Here is a 20,669-nt window from a genome sequence, read left to right on the forward strand (position 1 = left end):
CGTACCATCATGAAGAAGTATATAAAAATCATATTATCCGCCGCTTGCCTGTGTACTGCAGTAAGTTGCGATAAGGGGTTCAAAGAGTTGAACGTTAACCCCAACAACCCAACCAGCCTCGACCCTACGTTTTTGTTTTCCAACGCAGAGGTACTAACCTATTCCTCACTTATGGAAACGGAAGCAACCGTGGTTCAGCAATTTATCGACCCTTTCGGAGGCGTTACATCGGCGTTCAACTTTAACGTATTGAACCAAACCTATACCGTGCTACGCTGGAATAATGCTTACCCAAACAGCATAAAACTGATTGAGCAGGTATTGTTTGCTACAAAAGGCGATGCATCGAAAGCTAATTTGTATAACCAGGCCAGGATATGGCGTGCTTACAATTATATGATGCTGGTAGATACCTATGGCGATGTGCCATATGGGCAGGCAGGGCAAGCGTACCTAAATACTGTATTTTTACCTAAATACGATAAGCAGCAAGATATTTATGCCGACCTGGTTAACGAAATAACTACAGCCACCGCAGCCCTGGATCCTGCAAAGGACGTAGTAAAGGGTGACGTGTTTTATGGCGGGAACATTCCACAATGGAAACGCCTGGGTTATTCCTTGTTGTTGCGTATCGGCATGCGCTATTCTAAGGCCGACGCCGCGAAAGCAAAAACCATCGTACAGGCGGCCTTTACCGGCGGTGTTATGCAATCTAACGCCGATAACTGTTACCTTAAGTATAACAACACTTACCCAAACCCGGTTACTCAGCAAATTCAGCAGTTAACCAATACCTATTATCTTGCCGAGCCTTTCGTTACGCAGATGAAATCAACCGGCGATCCAAGGCTGAAATATATATCGGCTGTTTACGCAGATCCTGGAAAAGCCTTATCGCTGGCACCTGATACAGCATCAGCTAACCAATTTGGCATGCCAATAGGGTATGATAGCGGCACGCTGCCATCAGCACCCGGTTTTCGCGGCGGTAGTGGGTCTGGTTTTAAATATTCGCAGGTTAATTACAGCGTATTCGGCAAAATAACCGCGCCGCAGTTTTTTATTACTTATGCGCAAACGCAATTACTATTGGCCGAGGCAGCCTTTAAAGGCTACATTTCGGGCACCACAAGCACGTTTTATAACAATGGAGTTAAAGCTGCTATGGATCAGTTTGCCGCTTATGATGCTGCTGCAGTAATACCCGGCAGCACCGAAGATGCTTACCTGAATAACCCACTGAATGCATATTCTGATGCAAACGCTCTACGGCTCATCAATACCCAATATTGGATAAACTCGTTCGGTAATGGTGCAGAAGCATGGGCCAATTTCAGGCGGAGCGGATTCCCGGCACTGGCGCCAAATAGTTACCCCGGCAAGCAAATAAAAGGCAGTTTTGTGCGCAGGTACACTTATCCGCAAACGGAGTCGGCCATAAATGCCAATAACTATAGGGCTGCTGTAGCCAGCATAGGTGCAGATGACTTGGATACTCCTGTGTTTTGGGATAAATAGATACTTGTACCCCTTGATTATTGTTCTTTCTACGCCCTGGAGCCTGCTGGCTCCGGGGCCTTTTATTCTCAACTAAATTGCCGGCAAAACAGGATAATAAAACGCGGCCGCCTGTATGATCTGGTGCAGCAGTATCCCCGCAGAAAGAGAGAAGCATAAGGCAACATTTTACGCGTTGTATGAGGAGCGGTTTCGCAGGCCTACATGGATAGGCGAACATACTCGGAAGAGTTAATGTAAGAATGCAACCAATGTGTGGCGATATTACACAAAAGAGGCTGTCTCATAAGTATTAGAACAGCCTCTTTTTGTTTAATTTATTAGGGTAGGTGACGGAGAACGTTTTCATATAGGCAATTTTCGCGGCTTCCGTTTTATTTATGATACAGCCTCTTGGCGGCTGCAAAGCAAATTAACCTTTGAGCAGCAATCCCAAAAGATGCCACCCCTTAGTTTTTAAAAAGCAGTGATGCATAGCCCTTAAGGCTACGGCGCCAGGTTTGCCATTCATGCGCTGTTCCAGGCGATTCATATTGCAAATACTTGATACCCTGTTTATCCAACATAGTTCGGAACGCGCCAATAGACCCCGGGAAAGGGTTGGGCTCCTTTGAACCCCAGCTCAGCCACAACACTTTAAGCTGCTTATTTATTGCCGAACCGTCTTTAAACTTCCCATCCAGGAAAGTGTTGGGGTCAAGAACTTCTGCGCTTGGATAGTTTGGCGTACCGCTAAACCCTCCTATGGCCGAGAACTTATCCAGGTTGTTCATGATAATACGCATGGTTTGGTTTGCGCCCATAGATAGGCCGGCTATCGCCCTGTGCTCGCGGTTGGCAATCGTTCGGAATTTTGTGTCGATCATCGGGATAATTTCATTGATCATTACCTCTTCAAATATCGAAACAGGGCGGCCATTATTATCAACCGTGCCTGTTACAGGTTTATTTGCATATCCATTATCCATCACAACAATCATCGGTACTGCCTTTTTATCGGCAATCAGATTATCCAGTATCAGGTTTGCTTTTCCCTGAGTGGCCCAGCCGGTTTCATCTTCAAAACTTCCATGCTGCAGGTACAAGACCGGGTAACGGGTTTTAGTATTTTGGTTATAACCGGCTGGTGTATATACAAAACAGCGTCTCCATGTATTGGTTAGTTTGGAGAAGTAAATGTTTTCACTAACAAGCCCGTGCGGTAGGTATTTTAATGCATAAAAATCGCCGTCGCTTGCGGGAATTTCAATGCCGCTTCCCAGCCGGCCGGAACCGTAAAAGTAAAGGCTCCCCGGATCCGGAACCGAAGCACCGTCGATATTAAGCTGGTAATAATGAAAACCCTCATCCTGAGGGAGCGATTCGCCCGACCAAACGCCTTTATCATCCTTAACCAAATCGTACTTTTTACCGCCTAAATCTAACTGTACTTTTGTTGCCTGCGGGGCAGAAATGCTTGCCCGTACCCTGGCCTGGCTATTTACCTGCGGGTATTGCTTGCCCGGTTGGTTGCAGGTTGCTGGTTTAAAATCTTCAACAAGCACAGCTTTGCCTGCTTGCGCCCTACCGATGCTGCCGCGAAAGGCGGCAGCTATTAGTAGGATGGCTATTTTATAGTATAAAGGAACTTTTTTCACGTTTTTGATTTTTGTGACATTGCTGCCTTAATTTAAGTACCTTATAATAAGGCCATAGTTAATTAGTTAAATAGCATCGGTGCTAGTTCGTGCAAGCTTCGGCGCCAGGTCAAAAACTCATGTGCGGTATTTTCAGAAATAAAAGAAACTGCGTTATAGCCGGCATCTTTTAGCGCATCAGCTGCTTTTTTTACGCCGGTTGCGTTTTCCTTGCTGCCACAGCTAATGAAAATAAGTTTAGGCTTAGTTTTGCCGGCCATTTCGGTGGGCGAATAAACGCCACCGCTAAGCAACGCGTAGTAATCAAAAAAATCGGGTTTGTTTAGCGTAATGGTATGCGTTTCCATGCCTCCCATTGATAAGCCCGCCATGGCCCTGTGTGCCTTATCGGCAACTGTGCGAAAATTCGCATCTACAAACGGTATAAGCTCATCAGTCAGCACCGTTTGAAATGGATCTATCTTAAAGTTTCTCATCCCGCCGAATTTTATCTCGTTGGTCATGCCGTAGGTCATTACAATAATGAAGGGTTTTGTCTTTCCTTCAGCAATCAGGTTGTCCATAATTAAGTTAGCGTGCCCCTGATTGCTCCAGGCGGTTTCGTCTTCTCCCCAGCCATGCTGCAGGTATAGCACGGGGTAGCGCTTAGATTTATCTTTTCCGTAATCGGGAGGGGTGTAAACAAAAGCCCTGCGCGAGGTGCCGGTGCTTTTAGATGGGAAAAGTATTTGCTGCACATTGCCGTGAGGTACATCCTTAAGCGCGTAAAAATCCTTGTCGTGTGCAGGAATCTCTATACCGCTTTCCCAACGTGTAGAGCCATAAAAATTTAATGCGCCCGGATCATTGAAAACGCCGCCATCAATGGTAAGGTGATAATAGTGAAAGCCCTCGTCCATCGGCCCTTCGGTGGTACCGGTGAAAAAGCCATCCGCCCCTTTGGTAAGCCTGGTTCCACCGCGGCCGCCAAGGCCAAGGCTAACCTTTACGCTATCGGCTTGTGGAGCCGTTATGCGGAATCGGGCATAACCTTGCGAGTTTACCTGCGGGTATTCTTGCCCTGGTTGATTAACGGCAGATGGTTTAAAGTCGTCCAGTACTACAGGTTGATTAGTTTGGGCATTGCAAATGCCCGTTGCCAATGTGGCGACTAAAATGATAGCTAAACATTTCAAGTTCATGGTTTGATAATTAAGTTTATAAATTGGTGCCTGGGTGGTTTTTACCGTAAGATTACAGTAATCAATTTTACCAATTAATTGTATAAATAACAATCAATTATTGATTTTTTTCAGGACGGTAAGCATTTTGTTACGTACGCAGGAAATTTGCCCTGGATCTTCCATTCTTAGTACTTAAATCGTTCCATTTTATTGTACAATGCATTCGGCGATGTCAAATACATTGTACAATATTTAATTATGAAAATGATTTTAATGGCTATAATTGATTAAAATACCTCTTTTATTGTCATTAGTGTAAGCAATGTGTGTGTCGACTTCTTTTTCATCGTCATTTTTGTAGAGCAATATTATATAATATCTCCAACAATCGATTGCTAATTTAAAAATCAATTTAAATTTTAAGTGTATAAAAAACATTTAATAAATCAAAAAAGGCCAATTATGATAAAGCTATGCACCACTTTAATCTTATGTATATTTTATTTGCGCCCCCAATTTAGTAGCGCAAAATCTTAAATCAACGCTTAATTTAACCAGCCCCCTACGTAGCTGTTAGCAAGCGGCTGTATGGGCTGATGACCGAAGAAATCAACCATTCTCACGACGGCGGCTTATAGGGGAGTTGATCAGGAACCAGGTATTAAGGATAATCCAAATACCCTGAGGCCTGGAGCCTTGTGCAGGAAGGCGAGACCAAGGCATCAGTGCAATTGGTTGCAGCAGGCCCTCTTTGTTGTTCGACCAGCATCTCCAGTGCCAAAAAACCTATAACGCAGTCGTATATTTCTAAAATGGATATTATATCAGGTACCGGGCGAAGCTGATTGAACCTGTAATTCTTAAGTAAAAAGGAGGTGCCGGCCGGCTTAAGTTCACCGGCACCTCTTTTTTATATCGTTTTTTAACTTTCTCTTAAGTTTTAGCGTGCAGTGATGCAACGCGCGGCTAAGCTATTAATTTCAAGCCTTACAATGCAGGTTTCATAACCGCTGCAAAACCACCTCTGCGTAACATTTTTACATCAATGGAAGTTGTCTTATCTACCAATAAATGCTGGGTATAAAACTCTTTATCGTGTACGCCATCGGTAATTAATGTTAACCTATATTTTACGTTATCGGCTAAAAAGTCGAGCTTTACGCTTTTCTTTTTTTCTCGCAATTCGGCGTTTATGCCGGCTATGTACCATTCATTGCCTTTGCGGCGGGCCAGCATTACGTCTTTACCCGGATACCCGTCTAATAACTTAGTGTCGTCCCAGGAAGTAGGCAGCTCGCGCAAAAATGTCTTTGGAGCATCGGGCAATGCATAGTAACCTTCTGGCCGGTCGGCAAGGTGTTGCAATGCCGATTCAAACAATACACTTAGCGCCAGTTCATGCCCGTAAGAGGTTACGTGGGGATATTGGGAGTTTGTAAATGTAACGGGGGTATAATCCATCGAACCCACTACATTACGGGTAAAGGGTAGTATAGCGTTGTGTTCGGGTGCAGCCATAGTAAAATCAGGGGTATTGTTGTACCATTCTGCTCCGCGTACAGCTTCATAGGTCATCAGGTTGGGATAAGTTCGTGCCCATCCGCGCGGAACCAGGCAGCCATGAAAATAAACCATCATCTGGAATTGGGCGGCATCATTCAAAATATCCAGATAATACGCTATCATATTTTGCTTTTCGCTTTCAAAGAAATCTATTTTAACGCCGACTACACCTAGTTTTTTAAGTTTTGTGAATTCTACAACTCGGCTTTCATGCGTCAGCATGCGATCTTTTGGGGTAGAGGGTACATAAGTATGGTTACCCCCCGAATTATACCACATGAGCGGTTTTATACCTTTTGCATGTATATAATTTAGCGCGTCTTCCAAATTTCCGCCATTGCCCATTCCGTCCCATTCCCAATCTAATAAAGTGTATGGCCAGTTCATATCTGCGGCCAGGTCTGCAAAACGCGTTACTATTTTGTAATCCTTTGTACCATGGTTGCTTGACCAATAATTCCATGATACCGGCCCGGGTTTTATCCAATCGGTGTTCTTTATTACCGACGGGGCAGATAGATCATCTATTAGCGTTGATGCAACTATATCCTGCAATGTCCCCATGATTACTACACGCCAGGGCGATTTCCAGGGGGAATTAATGGTTGGTTCTGACGTGCCTGTCCCGCGGCCATCACGTGGGTCGGGAAATGTAAGTTTGTATTTTGTTGCATCAAGGGTGTTGCTCAATTTGGTTCCGCAATAGTTACGGTCGAGGTCGGCTTCGTGCAGTAAAAACCAACACGCCTTATTTTTTGTATTAAACAAGGCGGGGTAACTCCATTCCTGCTGTTGCACCTTATCATCACTCATAGGAGTGTAATACCCTTCGTTAGCGGCATTCCATTTTTCCATCCAGCGGCTGGTTTCCTTTGAGATTGTGAAGGCGGTTAATTCATCCTTTATGGTAACAGTATCTTGCCCATCCGGAAATTCATAGCGGAAGGCAACACCGTCATTATAGGCCCGTATAATGAGGTTTATTTTTGCCTTATTAGGATTTCGGAACGATGCAATTATTTCGTTGGCGGTATTGTTCCTTACTGACCGTTTTCCGTGCACCGACGTGTAATGTTCGTTTATTAATAATGGCCTGCTTGATTTAAGAAAAGTTAACTCTTTAGAAAACGCCTGGTCGGCCCGAACTAGCCCTAAGTCTATTCTCGATATGGATTCTGTAGTTACTGCATCTTCGGTATATAATACTTTCAAATACCATTCGCCGGCATTGCCGTTTTGCTGATTGAACAGTTCAATGGTTGTTTTTTTATTTGGTGATTGAAGCGTAAGCTTCTGGGCGTATAAGGCCTCTTTGAAAAAAGCCATGATAAGAACCCCAATGATAATGGTTTTAAGGAATTTCATTTTATATATGGATGTAAAAGGAGATTGTAAGCAGAAAAAACTTGTTGCATTTTACCCGATTATTTTACTATGAGCGTATAGGTTTTCCCTTTTTCTGTGTTAACGTCGTAAAGCGAGCTTTGGGCCAAAATAATGCTGAGATCTTTGTCCGAACGTTTGATTATAGGCTCGGGTATGGTTGTTATACAGTAAAATGGATTTGGATTTTTGCCACTCGCTTTTTTAAGCAAACTGCCTGTTGTCGTTTGATTCAGCCGCAGGCGCAAGTTTCCGCCAACCTTTGAATGAACAACCAGGCGCGTTATTTTACTTTGGGCCCAGTCCATATCCACCACGAAACCGCCCCTGGCAACCAAACCTTTTACGCTGCCTTTTTTCCATGCATCAGGCAATGCGGGCAACAGGTAAATAAAGCCATCATGGCTCTGAAGCAACATTTCGGCGATGCCCGACGTGCATCCGAAGTTACCGTCTATCTGGAAGGGAGGGTGTGCGTCAAACAGGTTGGGGTAGGTACCTCCCCCCCTGCCTGTAACCGGCGCAATTTGGTCTGTTATTAATTTGTAGGCGTGATTTCCGTCAAACAACCGCGCCCACAAATTTATTTTCCACGCCATGGACCAGCCTGTAGATACATCGCCACGATACAGCATGGAGTTTTTTGACGCAGCGAATAGCTGCGGATTACGGAACGGTGAAATCTGGTTTCCCGGAAACAGGCCGTACAGATGCGATACATGGCGATGATTATCGGTAGGCGAATCTAAATCTTCCAGCCACTCCTGTAGTTGCCCATGTTGGCCAACTTGCATGGGCGGCAGCCTCTTCTTGTAATTTAATATGCTATCGCGAAAAGCATTATCAACTTTTAGATCAGCTGCGGCGTTTGCAACTAATGTAAATAAGCCATAAACCAGTTGGTTATCCATAGTGGCACCAGCGGTTACCGATACTTGCGTTTTGCCGTTGATATATTCGTGCTCCGGTGAAACGGATGGCGACACCACCAGCCAGTTATGCTCTTTATCTTCCTGCAAAACGTCAAAAAAATACCTGGCAGCGTCCTTCATTACCGGGTAGTATTTTTTCAGGAATTCTTTGTCGCCGGTATACAGGTAATGCTCCCAAAGGTGCTGGCAAAGCCAGGCGTTACTGGTTGGCCACAGTCCCCAGAACGCTCCGTCGACCACGCCTGTTATTCGCCATATATCCGTATTATGATGCAGGGCCCAGCCACGCGCACCGTACATAATCCGTGCAGTTTCTTTGCCCGTAACAGCCAAATCCTTAACCATATTAAACAGCGGCGTGCTTAACTCTGGTAATTGGGTAACCTCGCTTGGCCAATAGTTCATCTCGGTGTTTATATTAACAGTGTACTTACTGTCCCAGGCACCTTTCAAATCCCCGTTCCAGATACCCTGCAGGTTGGCAGGTTGTGAGCCCGGTTGAGACGATGATATAAGCAGGTACCGGCCGAATTGAAAGTAAAGTTCAGCTAATTGGGGGTCGTTTCCTTGTGCAAAATTCTTTATACGGATATCAGTTGTAGCGTTCGCCGCAGGAGTAGTGCCAATGTTCAATTTTACGCGGGTATAATATTTTCGGTAAAATGCGGTATGCTTTACCAGCAACGCTGTATAATTGTTTTTGTAAGCTTTATTTAAGATTGCCCGCGCCCGCGCTAACGGGTCGGCGCTAATATCATGGTAGTTGACGAAGTTAGTGGCTATCGATAAGTAGATGACAGCAGTATCGGCATTGGTTACCTTAATGCCCGAAGTATCGACAGTAATGGAGCCGGCGACAGATTTCACTCTTGTAATTACATTGAACTTAACCCTGCCCGTTTGATTTTCGTGATCGCTGCCCATGCCGGTAAGCGTAAGGTCGCCGTTAACAACTTCTTTGCTTCTGCCTAACGGACTTTGAAAGGCGATGTTGCAGGTAATCATTTTAGGTTTGTCGGCAGTTAGCCTAACCACTAAAACGTTATCGGTAAACGAAGTGAAATATTCGCGCTTGTACTTTACGCCGTTGTAGGTGTATGCTACCGAAGCAGTGGCGTTTTCGATGTTCAGTTCGCGTTTATACTCAGCTGGATTTTGATGCCCGGGAAAATTGATATACAAATTGCCTGCCAATTGGTAAGGCATTCCGCTGTTGCCTTTTGGCCCCAGTTGATTATTCGCAGCCAATTGCGCGTCCACGTATTTTTTTTGTGCCAGCAATGTGCGCACTTCATCAATGTGGGGTCTTGCTGCCGAATCGACATTATTGTTAGGGCCTCCGGCCCAAATTGTCGATTCGTTTAGCTGCAGGCGTTCAAGCTGCGCATCGCCAAACACCATGGCTCCTATATACCCATTACCAATTGGCAATGCCTCGTTCCAGTTGGCGGCAGGTTTGTTATACCATAAAATGTTTTTGCGTTGTGCAAAAACTGTAGCGCTGCAGCATAGCAATATATACACTGTAGCAAGTTTTAGATAGTTGCTTATCATTTAGGTATTGGTTAAAATATCAGGTATGGCTTGTCATTTCCGGTTCCAATAGTTTGCAGTTGAATTTTAAACTTACCCGCATAGCAAGCCGGTTAGTGGATTGAATAATTTTAAGCAGTAAATAATTTCGCAATTAAAACTGACTTTAGGTTGTTTAATCTCACTAAGTTAACCGTTCCGGAGTAAAGCTGGTTGCCCAATTTGCATGCCTTGACATTTATGTTAAAAACATGTCAAATACTGTTATCGGGACGCTGGTGTATTATGGAATTTTATCATTGTAAACAATTACCTAATAAACAAGGTGGGCCATTGCCAATAAGAAACGCACCGGATCATATGCCTGCTTTAAGCTAAAGGCTTGCTCGGCAAAATTTGTTTGCTTGCTAATCGCCATAACGCCCATTAAGGTGGCAGTTCAAATTTTAATGGCAATATACCCCTATACAATCCCCAATACACGGAATGGACATATGGTATTGCCGCAGAAATTAAATCCGGTCTTATTTACAGTGTTACAAAACCCGAGATTGAAATATTTTCGCCGGCAGAAGGAAAATTGAACGGGGCTGCCGTTATTATTTGCCCTGGGGCAGCTACAAAGTATTGGCTTATCAGGCGGAGGGCTTTAGGCCCTTTGTTTTGAAGCCCGAAGGGGGATAATTATTAGAATCGCAGGACTTAAGGTTCAGAACTTAAGGATTTTACAGGTCATGTTTAACAATCGTGCCGATAACTTCATCATAAAGTTGTAGCATACTTTGTTGCGGATTTGCCTGCGATGTTTTTAAAATAAGGTTTGGATTTGTTGGCGGGCAGAAGGCCGCCGATATACCCGTAAACCGTTTGATCTTATTTTGTCGCGCCAGCTTATAAAGTCCCTTTACATCCCTGTCTTCGCAAACGGTAATAGGACAATCTACAAAAACTTCAAAATAGTTGGTTTTAACTATATCACGCACGGTTTGCTGGTGATTGTGCAACGGTGTTATCAGCGAGCATATGGTAACCACATTGTTTTGCGCCAGTAGTTGGGCAATACCGGCAACGCGGCGCACATTTTCCAGCCTATCTTCGGGGGTAAAGCCAAGATCTTTGCAAATGGTTTCGCGCATGGTATCACCGTCAAGTACAATAGAAAAAATGCCGTTATCGGCCAGTTCGTTTTTTAGCAATTGGGCTATGGTACTTTTGCCGGCGCCCGATAAACCCATCAACCAAATCACCATCCCGTTTTGGTATGTTAATGGTGATGCCGATAAAACTGATTCCAGTTTGCTAAATAACATATCTGTGGTATTTAAATTTCAAATCTTTTTTGCTCTTAAACAAATATAACCCATGCCAGGAACGCTTTATAGCGTCAGAATTAATTACGGACGCTATTACTCAAAATGCGGACTATAGGAAATTAATGGTTTATCCTGCCCTATACTTTTGGATTGTAATCAACTGGTTAACTGCGATTTATTTTTTATGTACTATAGTGGACCGCCAGGTTGATGTTTATAACGGGAATTTTTTATCAAAATCATATCAACTAAAACACCAAAAATCATGARAAAAATCATTCACCTGCTGGCCATTGGCCTGATGCTGGCCTCCTGCAGAAAAGACTTCAGCAAGCCGCAATCTACGGTAGCCACAACTACCGACGACAAGCTTAAAACAACCAGCACTTTATCCTTTAGCGGCTATACCTGGACAATTAAAGATTCCGGCACCGGCACGGCCGGTCCTGGCCCTAACCGCTGGAAAGGCGCCAACGCTTTTGTAGATGCCAATGGCTACCTTCACTTAAAGCTAACTAAAAACGCCACATCCGGCGTATGGGAATGTGCCGAGGTAACCAGTACTGCTAACTTTGGTTATGGCACCTATCAGTGGCAGGTAGAAGGGCCGGTAAGTTCGCTTGATAAATACATCGTGCTTGGCTTTTTCAACTACTCGGGTATTGACGGGTACGATGAAATGGATATTGAGTATGCCAAATGGGGTGTCGCTAACAACCCCTTTGTAGGGTATACTGTTTATCCGGCGCAAGGCGCTAGCGGTAACTTCCATAATGCTACATCATTCACCACATCGGGTACTTACACCACCAACAGATTCAAGCGCACAGCTACATCGGTGGTATTTAAGGCCATTAATGGGTTTTATGACGATGATACCAACCTGGCTTACACCACTACCTGCACATCGCCAGCCTATTCCATCAGTACTTTAAGTATGCCAATACATATGAATTTATGGCTGTTCCAGGGCCACGCTCCGGCAAGCAATAACACGGTCGAAATTATTGTACATAGCTTTAAGTTCACAGCGTTATAAGTAAGTATTTGCCTAAATAACAAAGGCCTGGTTGTAAAATCCGGGCCTTTGTTATTCGGTAATATTGTGAAACTGATTAGCCTGTGCTGGCCGTTTCATTTTGTTGATGTACTCTTTAGGCGGGATGCCAAATTGCTTAATGAATGATTTGGAAAAGTAGGAGGGCGTATTAAACCCAACCTCGTACGATATCTGGTTGATATTGTACTGGCCCTCTAACAATAGCTGCAATCCCTTTTTTACCCTGATACTCCTGATAAAATCATGCACACCCTGGCCGGTAAGCATTTTAAATTTGGCATAAAGCACCGTACGACTCATATTTGTTATTTCGCCAATGCGGCGGTTGTCCAACTCGGTATCGGCAAGGTTGGTTTCAATGTAGGCTATCACCTTATCTAAAAACTCCTTATCCGTTTTGTTGTAAGTAGCCTCGTCCGGGTAAACTTCATCAGAACTGGCGAATTTTGACCGCATACGGATCTGTGTCATGATGAGGTTATAAATCACCTGGAACAAAATAGGCTGGCTCAGCGGCTTCATCAAATAAGCATCAGCCCCCGCCTCGTAGCCCGACAGCTGGCTTTCAACGTTGGTTTGGCTGGTAAGTAGTATAATGGGAATATGGCTGGTGAGTTCGTTCTTTTTTAAAGCCTTGCACAGGTCGAGCCCGCTCATAACGGGCATGATCATGTCTGATATGATGAGGTCGGGTTGCGAACGGATGGCTGTTTTAATACCTTCCTCGCCATTTTCCTCCTCCAAAATATCAAAAGCAGGATCGAGCATCAACCTTAAATAAGCTCTTATTTCCTTGTTATCATCAACAAATAAAATGCGTTTACCTTTAATTTTGGCCACCTTGCTATCGGCAAACACATCCTGGAAGTAGTTTTCGGGCGTACCCGATGCTGCTCCATCCTTTACCGGCAGCGCGGGCGAAAGAGCCGGGTTACCCTTTGGCAGCCGGATAATAAATGTTGATCCCTCGTTTACCAAACTGTTTATAGTGATCGATCCGCCATTCGCCTCCACAAATTCCTTGGTGATCATGAGCCCCAAACCTGTTCCTTTTTCTCCTGCCGAGCCGACGGAGAGGATCTGTTTTTCAATACTGAAAATGTTTTCTATCTGCTCCTCCGTCATCCCCACGCCGGTATCATGAAAAATCATCTTGATCTCGTTGTCCAGTTCTTCGGCCTCTATCCATATTTGGCCGTAAGCCGGGGTAAACTTAATACAGTTGCTCAATATGTTACGGATAACTGTATCTATCATGTCCTTATCGGCATAAATAATGTGCGCGGTATCAATATCCATCTTAAAATAGATGTTTTTGTTGCGCATTTGCTGGTCCATTAGCTGCTCATTTTTTATCACCAGGTCATAAAGGCTTAAATGAGCCGGGAAACTGGTAAGGGTTTGATTTTGGGTACGGGCCCATTCCAGCAGGTTCACCAGCAGATCCAGCACCGAACTGGCGCTGGTGTTAATGTGGGTAATGTACTTGGATAACGCCGTTTTATTTAACGTTGGCAGTTGCTTTTTCAGGTTTTCGGATATGCCGGATATGGCCGCGATAGGGTTGCGCAGGTCATGCGCCAGGATGGAGAAGAACCTGTCTTTGGTTTTATTGGATACTTCCAGTTCGTTAATCGTTTTTTCCAGTTCCTGGTTTTGGTCAACAATTTGTTGTTGCTGGTTAAGGATCTGGTCGCTTTTATGCAGCACCTCTTTGGTGTATTCTTCCAGTTTTACGTTTTGCCGTTTTAACTCCAGCGTGCGTTTCTCCACCTCAGCAGCCAGGATCTTGTTACGCATGCGGATGGATGCTACCCGCCGGTAAAATATAAATACGATAGTGCCGGCCGCGGCTATAACAACAGCGGCATAAAACCACCAGGTTTTCCAAAATGGTGGGGTAACAATAATGGTAAGGGCGGCTATTTTGTTGGAATATACCCCCCCGTTATTCAGCCCTTTTATTTTAAGGGTATACGTTGCCGGATCGAGGTTGGTATAAGTAACGTTGTTTTTAAGGCCAAGGCTATGCCATTGTTTGTCAAAACCCTCTAAAATATAGCTGTATTGCTTTTTCTCCTTGTTTACATAGTTAAGCGATGCAAAATCGATGGTGATAACCGATTGCTTGTAGCTAAGCGTGATCTCGTTTTCGTAAGCAATGCTAACTTTTAAAGGCGAGTCGTTGTTTTTATCCTGTGCAACGGGTACCTCTTTGTTAAAGATCTGAAAATCTGTAAAMAGCAAGGGAGGGTCGAATGCTATGCTGCTGATATGGTCGGGATAAAATTCGTTAAACCCGTTTACGCCACCGAGATAGATCTGCCCGGTTTTACTTAAAAAATGGGCCTGTTTAAACTCGTTAGATTGCAGGCCATCGGCAATGGTGTAGTTTTTAAATAAACCGGTTTTCAGGTTTAACCTGCTTAACCCACGGGTAGTGGCTATCCAAAGGTTATGGTTATGGTCGCCGGTAATGCTGGTTATTAAATTACTTGGCAGGCCGTTGGTGGTATAATATTTTTGGATGCTGTTGTTTTTCCTGTTCAGTTTGTTAAGTCCGTCGTTGGTGCCTATCCACAGGTTGTGATCTTCATCCTCAAAAACAGATGATGCACTGTTATTGCTCAGGCTATTATTAATACCCTGATTTTTATAAATGGCGAACTTGCCTGTTACAGGATCCAAAATATCGAAGCCGCCACCATCGGTACAAACCAGAATGTGCCCTTCCTGATCCTGATTGATAGACAGTATATTATTATTGCTGATGCTTTGCGCATCGGCATCGTTGTGTACATAATGTTTAAATGTATCKGATTGATAGTTGTATATATCCAGACCGCCGCCATAGTTACCAACCCAAATGCGTTTTTGGCTGTCGGTAAAAACATAAAAAGCATAATTGGTATTTAAGCTGGCTGGGGTTGAAGCTTCGTGCTTGTAGGTTTTAAACTGTTTTGATGCGGGGTTGTAAACACTTACACCGCCGCCCCAGGTGCCCGCCCAAATAAAACCGCGGGCATCTTCGGTTACCGATATCACATAATCGTTAGAAAGGCCGCTATTGCCTGCGGTCCAATTCGTAAAACTTCCGTTTTTACGGTCGAACAGGTTAAGGCCGCCGCCATCGGTCCCTATCCAAAGGTTGCCCTTGCTGTCTTCATAAAAACTGTTCACCGTGTTATGGCTTAAGCTATTTTTGCTTGGCTCGTGTTTATAATAGGCAAAATTATCGGCATCGCGTTTTATCAGGTTAATGCCCCCGTTTGATGTGCCTATCCAAATATTGCCTTTTAAATCCTTTAATATGGCGTTGATGGTATTGCTGCTTATACTGGTGGCATTGTTATCGGTATGGGTGTACTGGATAAATTTTTCAGTTGCAGGGTCAAAAATATTAAGGCCACCATTTTCGGTACCTATCCATAAATTATTACGGCTATCCTGGCCCATGGCAAGCAGGGCGTTGCTGCTTATGGTACTGCTGCCCCCGGTGTTGTAAACCTTAAATTTGCCCGTTGCCCTGTCAAGCTTATTAAGGCCGCCGTTGTATGTGCCCACCCAAATAATATGCTTATCATCCTCAAAAATAAATTTAATGTTATTGTCAGATACAGAAGTGGCATCGCCTGCCTGGTGAATGAGCCGCCTAAAGGTGCCCGATTTTTTATCAAGCATATTGAGGCCGCTGGTGGTGCCTACCCATATGTTTTTGCGGCTATCTTCAAAAATGGCCGATATGCTGTTGCCCGTAAGCGTTTTGCTATCGCCTGGCCTGTTGCTGTAGTGTTTAAATATATTGGTTTTGCGGTTTAACACGTCAAGGCCCTGATCGGCGGTGCCTATCCATATCTCATCATTGCTGTCGCGGCAAATGGCCTCTATAAAATTGCTGCTGATGCTGTTGTCCTGGTTAGCCTGTTGCTGGTAGCGGGTAAATTTGTCGAGCCGGGGATCGTACAAATTAAGGCCGCCTTCCCAGGTGGCTATCCAAAGGTTGCCGTCCTTATCGTCGGTAATGGCTTTGATATCATTTGAGCCGAGGCTGTTTTGATTGCCGGGATTTTTTTTGAAAACGATGAACTTATAACCATCATACCGGTTAAGCCCATCCTTGGTACCAAACCACATAAAACCCTTATCGTCCTGGAAAATGCAACGTACCGTGCTTTGCGACAGGCCCTCATTAATGCCTATCTGTTCCGACTTTAAATCCTGCTTTTGGGCCGATGCAGCCGTGGCGCAACAAATGAATATCAGCAGTAAATTAAAGTACCGGGTTATCATATTACAAGTTAGGATTTTAGCGCAACATGTGTATGCTATTTTCAATTTAATATAAATGGCTAAACATTTAATTATAAATTGTATTTAAATTTAGTGTTAATGTTGCAATTTTCTAAAAATTTAAATTGTTTTTTTGAAATACAGTCAATTTGGGACTACAGTGCATAAATTCAGGACTATAGGAATGAACCGGGTTGCCGCGGAAACTAATTTTATGGAATCAATAAATAATGTTTCCGTTATATGAATTTAAAACTACTTTTTTTTACAACAATTGCTTGTTTACTGCTTTACATCCCCGCGCAATGCCAGGTGTTTTTTGACGATTTTAAGTCGTCGTACATTGATAGCGCTGTATGGTATAAGCACGATACCAAATGGGGCGAAAATCCTAAAAAGGGCACGCATGGCGGCGTAGTGCCGGCAAACTTATACGCACGTAAAGGCAACCTTATAGTACGCGCTCTTGGCGATAATTACAAAGGCAATATACAAGGCCATGGCCAAAATACTAAAGTGGGCGGTGCTATGCGTACCGTTAAAATGTACGCTTCCGGATCGTACGAGGTGAGGGCGAAGATTTGCCCGCAGATGGGGGCGTTATCTGCCTTCTGGAGTTTTTATTACGAGAACGACAACTACAACCACGAAATTGATTTTGAGTTTCCAGGCCATAACCAGCCTCCCAATAATCCCGATAGCACCAATTTAAACTGGGGATTAATGACCAACTGGACGGGTGTTGCCGAAACGCAATACAAAACCACCGATGCTTATTTTGGCAATCAAACCGATGGGCAGTACCATTTATATCGTTACGAATGGCATACCGGCGGCAACGGCCAAACCCCCAGGGTTGAGTATTACTACGATAATAAACTGTTGCACACCGCCTATGAGCACGTACCCTTTCACGCGGCCAACTTTACGGTAGGCATCTGGTTTCCTAACTGGATAGGGAAGGCCAATTTTGATACCGACTATATGTATATAGACTGGGTTAAAATAACCCCCTTTAATGAACCTAATGATGTTAAATAAATTTAATACCCCCGCAATTTGATAACAAAACCCTGTACCAAACAAAGCGGCGGATAAGCCGCGCCAATAAATGCCCAAACAATTTCTCTCTGATAAATGAACTATTAAACTATTACACATGCAAAAATTTACCCAACAAATTAAACTGGCATACAAGGTGCTTATGTGCGTTTTGCTCATAACTGCCGGTATCACATCCCATGCTTTGGCATCGGGCCTTACTGCTGAAAATACAATTCAGAAAGTTTTGGTATCCGGTGTGGTTAAAGCCCAAAACGGCGACCTGATGCCCGGCGTATACGTACAGGAAAAAGGCACCACTAACGGTACCATAACCGATGTGAACGGCAAATACCAGATAACCGTTGACGATAAAGCTACCCTAACCTTTAAAATGCTTGGTTTTGTAACTGCCGAGGTACCGGTAGCCGGCAAAACCAGTATCAACGTTGATTTGGTTACCGACCAAAAAGCGCTGAACGAAGTAATGGTGGTTGGTTATGGCAGCAAAAACAAAAGCACCTTTGCAGGTTCGGCTGTAACGCTTAGTGCCGAGGATTTAAACAAAGCATCATTATCTGTTGCCAACCTTTTACAGGGTAGAGCGGCAGGTGTGCAGGTGCAGCAAAACAACGGTACGCCGGGTGCATCATTATCTGTACGGATACGGGGTACAAACTCCATTAATGCCGATAGCGAGCCGCTTTATGTTATTGATGGCTTCCCTACCAATAACGGGGTAGGTTTTAGTATCAATCCGGAGGATATCGCTTCTATATCTATTCTGAAGGATGCGGCATCGACATCAATATATGGTGCACGTGGTGCCAATGGCGTTGTGTTAATAAGCACCAAAAGCGGCCGAAACAAAAAGAGCAACGTTAGCGTGGTAAGTACTTTAGGTTACCAAAAAGTGGTAGATAGGTTTGACCTGGCCGGGCCGTATGATTTTGCCGTGCGCCTGAACGCTTTATACGTAGCGCAAGGTACAACAGCGCCGTATAAACAAACCAGGCTTGATTCATTAAAGGCAGGCTTAATTGGTACCGATTGGCAAAGTCAGTTGTTCCGCACCGCGCGGGTTCAAAACCATACCATCGCGTTTTCTGGCGGTACCGATAAAACATCGGTTTACTCCAGCTTTGATTACCTCGATCAGCAAGGCGTGGTTATCGATTCGCGCTACCGCAGGGTAGGCGGCAGGGTGAATATCGATCATGCCGTAACCGATAAGTTTAAAATGACCGCCAGGGTATTTGGCAACTATGGCGTTCAAAACGATTTGCCATTGGCGCCATCATCTATCAACGGTTTTATTAAGCAGGTTATCAGGGCAAACCCGGCATCAACGTTCGATTCGGGCGTGAGCGCTGTGTTGGATGCGCAAAACCCGCTTCACTTTATAGCAGCTACCGATAGGCAAAACTCGGTGTTCCGTACAAACGGATACTTCTCTTTAAAATATGAGCCGATTAAAAACCTAATATTTCAGTCGGATCTGGGTGCCGATATTAACCAGAGCAAGGTGCTTTATTTTGCTCCTTCAACCGTTCCTGCCGGTGTGGCATCAAAAGGATTGGCAACCATTACCGACATAACCGAAAGTGACCTGATCTTTAACCCAACTGTTAACTACAGCATCCGCAAAAGCGGCAACAACATAAAATTGTTATTAGGTTATAACCAGCAGCAATACATATACAAAGAAAACGGCACCACAGCAACCAACTTTAGCAGCGACGATTTAGGGTACAATAATTTAGGTATCGCCCAAACTTTTTCGGCCTACTCTGGCAAAAGCCAGATAAAACGCCGCAGCTGGTTTGGTCGTATTGATTATGATTATCAAAACAAATACATTTTTACCGGTACCTACCGTATTGACGGTTCGTCGGTATTTGGCGATAACAATAAATTAGGCTACTTCCCATCGGCAGCATTGGCCTGGAGGTATAACGAAGAAACCCTTATTAAAGACCTTAACATCTTTTCATCAGGTAAGGCACGTGTAAGCTACGGTATTACCGGTAACGACAGGATCTCGTCCGGTTTATCGCTGGCTACCTTTGCCGGTAACAACACTACCAAATATACTTTTGATGGTGTATCAACAGTGAGCGGTATTGCCGTTACCAAACTATCAAACCCCGATTTAAAATGGGAGCAAACAGGCGCGCTTGACGTAGGCGTGGACTTTGGCTTTTTTGGCGACAGGATTATCCTGGAGGCCGATTACTACAACAAGCAAACCCGCGATTTGCTGCTTGACAGGAGCATAGCCCCATCCACCGGTTTTACAAGCCAATACGGCAACGCCGGTAAGGTAGAGAACAAAGGTTTGGAGTTTTCATTACAAACGGTAAACGTAACCTCAAAAAGCTTTAAATGGAGTAGCACGCTAACGTTTGCCTATAACAAAAACAAGGTAAAATCATTAGGTTCAAACAACTCCGATATTTATGTGGGCAGCATTAAGCCCGATGGAGCGGCTGATTTCGAGACACCATTCATCATTAGGGTAGGGCAGCCAATAGGCGCTATTTACGGCTATGTTTACCAGGGTATTATCCAGGCCGGCGACCCGATTTTAAAAACCACGCAACCCAACTCGGTTGCAGGCGAACCTAAATATGCCGATTTAAATGGCGACGGGATTGTAAACGCGCTTGACCGTAAGGTATTAGGCACAGGCGTTCCAAAAATGTTCTTCGGTTTCACCAACAACATCACTTTTAAAAGCTTCCAACTTGATATTGTTACGCAGGGGCAAGCAGGGGGCAAATTGCTTAACGTGCAAAAAGAGGATATGCTGAACCCGCTGGGCCAGGGCAATACCTTGCAAGAGGTAATCACCAATACATGGTCGCCAACCAATACAAGCGGTACCGTGCCGGTAAACGGTTTTTATGGTACGCCGCATGGTGGCTGGGTTAACTCCAGGTTTGTGGAGAGTTCAAATTATATCCGCATTAAAAACATTACGCTGGGCTACAACTTTCCGCCTGCTTTGCTAAAAAGTATCGGTATAGCGCAGTTGAATATTTATTTGAACGCGCAAAACCTGTTCACTTTTACCAAATACACCGGGCTTGACCCCGAAGTTGGTAACCTGATTGATAACGCGCAGCAAAACCAAAATGCCGGCCGCGGTATAGATTTTAATGCCTACCCGGTTAATAAAATGTATCTGGTTGGTTTACGTGTCACTTTATAACTAATTTTAAAAGATAAGA

The 20,669-nt window shown here is 44.3% G+C and carries 10 protein-coding genes; 4 read left to right on the top strand and 6 right to left on the bottom strand.

Annotation, left to right across the window (positions count from 1 at the left end):
• Positions 1–9: 9 nt before the first annotated feature.
• Positions 10–1,521: a SusD/RagB family nutrient-binding outer membrane lipoprotein gene (locus AC1DV1_RS14500; protein WP_477360335.1), complete on the top strand. Its 1,512-nt coding sequence runs from the start codon at positions 10–12 to the stop codon at positions 1,519–1,521.
• 449 nt (positions 1,522–1,970) lie between these two features.
• Here the strand turns inward: AC1DV1_RS14500 and AC1DV1_RS14505 are convergent, their stop codons facing one another.
• The 5 genes from AC1DV1_RS14505 to cysC form a co-directional block, all read right to left on the bottom strand.
• Positions 1,971–3,158, bottom strand: a complete 1,188-nt coding sequence (locus AC1DV1_RS14505; RefSeq protein ID WP_477360337.1) for an alpha/beta hydrolase-fold protein — start codon at positions 3,156–3,158, stop codon at positions 1,971–1,973.
• A gap of 62 nt (positions 3,159–3,220) precedes the next feature.
• Positions 3,221–4,339: an alpha/beta hydrolase-fold protein gene (locus tag AC1DV1_RS14510; protein ID WP_477360339.1), complete on the bottom strand. Its 1,119-nt coding sequence runs from the start codon at positions 4,337–4,339 to the stop codon at positions 3,221–3,223.
• Positions 4,340–5,308: 969 nt separating this feature from the next.
• Entirely contained in the window at positions 5,309–7,249 is a 1,941-nt protein-coding gene (locus AC1DV1_RS14515; protein ID WP_477360341.1) for a glycoside hydrolase family 97 protein, read from the bottom strand.
• Between the two features lie 59 nt (positions 7,250–7,308).
• Entirely contained in the window at positions 7,309–9,753 is a 2,445-nt protein-coding gene (locus AC1DV1_RS14520; RefSeq protein WP_477360343.1) for a glycoside hydrolase family 95 protein, read from the bottom strand.
• A 704-nt stretch (positions 9,754–10,457) separates the two neighbouring features.
• Positions 10,458–11,042, bottom strand: coding sequence for an adenylyl-sulfate kinase (cysC, locus tag AC1DV1_RS14525; protein WP_477360345.1), 585 nt, complete (start codon positions 11,040–11,042; stop codon positions 10,458–10,460).
• Between the two features lie 268 nt (positions 11,043–11,310).
• Between cysC and AC1DV1_RS14530 the strand changes: the two genes are divergently transcribed.
• Positions 11,311–12,084 (top strand): glycoside hydrolase family 16 protein, encoded by a 774-nt coding sequence (locus tag AC1DV1_RS14530; protein ID WP_477360347.1) that lies wholly within the window; start codon positions 11,311–11,313, stop codon positions 12,082–12,084.
• 51 nt (positions 12,085–12,135) lie between these two features.
• Here AC1DV1_RS14530 and AC1DV1_RS14535 read toward each other — a convergent pair whose 3' ends face one another.
• Positions 12,136–16,395 (bottom strand): hybrid sensor histidine kinase/response regulator transcription factor, encoded by a 4,260-nt coding sequence (locus AC1DV1_RS14535; protein ID WP_477360349.1) that lies wholly within the window; start codon positions 16,393–16,395, stop codon positions 12,136–12,138.
• 243 nt (positions 16,396–16,638) lie between these two features.
• Between AC1DV1_RS14535 and AC1DV1_RS14540 the strand changes: the two genes are divergently transcribed.
• Entirely contained in the window at positions 16,639–17,436 is a 798-nt protein-coding gene (locus tag AC1DV1_RS14540; RefSeq protein ID WP_477360352.1) for a glycoside hydrolase family 16 protein, read from the top strand.
• A gap of 118 nt (positions 17,437–17,554) precedes the next feature.
• On the top strand, positions 17,555–20,650 hold the full coding sequence (locus tag AC1DV1_RS14545) for a SusC/RagA family TonB-linked outer membrane protein (protein ID WP_477360354.1): 3,096 nt from the start codon (positions 17,555–17,557) through the stop codon (positions 20,648–20,650).
• The last annotated feature ends 19 nt before the right edge of the window (positions 20,651–20,669 follow it).

This window comes from Mucilaginibacter sp. P4_D1 (assembly GCF_056401935.1).